The 511-nt window shown below is 47.4% G+C and carries 1 protein-coding gene; it reads left to right on the forward strand.

Annotated elements, in window-relative coordinates; genetic code table 11:
• Positions 1–92: 92 nt before the first annotated feature.
• Positions 93–511 (forward strand): transposase (locus KIM67_RS18520; protein WP_213833036.1); only part of this gene is annotated, 419 nt, incomplete at its 3' end.

The raw sequence follows: 511 nt of genomic DNA on the forward strand, positions 1-511 counted from the left end.
ATTGTCCCGAAAAACGTTGGTGGCTGTTGCAGAACTCCTATAATTGTCAATTTTTGCTTTAACCAATGTGCGGAAATTGGTAACTTATAGTTATGCAAGGCAGAAAAAACTACACCGAAAAACTGTTCCTCAGTTTCCGGTTATCAGACCGGATTCCAAAAGAAAATCTTTACAGAAGGCTCCGTGAAACGCTAGACCTACGTTTTCTTTACAGGGACACGAAGGAACTTTATGGTAGGACCGGCAACCCGTCCATTGACCCAGTGGTCTTCTTCAAGCTGTTGATCACCGGATACCTTGAGAATATCACATCGGACCGAAAACTGGTCGAACACTGCAGCATGCGGTTGGACGTGCTCTACTTTCTGGGCTATGACCTGGACGAAGAACTGCCATGGCACTCGACCATCAGTAGGACGAGGCAACTTTATCCGGCATCCCTTTTCGAGAAGTTGTTCAACAAGGTATTCGCCCTGTGCGTCGACAGCGGGATGGTATCCGGACACACCCA

Origin of the sequence: Flagellimonas sp. 389, from assembly GCF_018449435.1 — a bacterium.
Taxonomy (GTDB): domain Bacteria; phylum Bacteroidota; class Bacteroidia; order Flavobacteriales; family Flavobacteriaceae; genus Flagellimonas.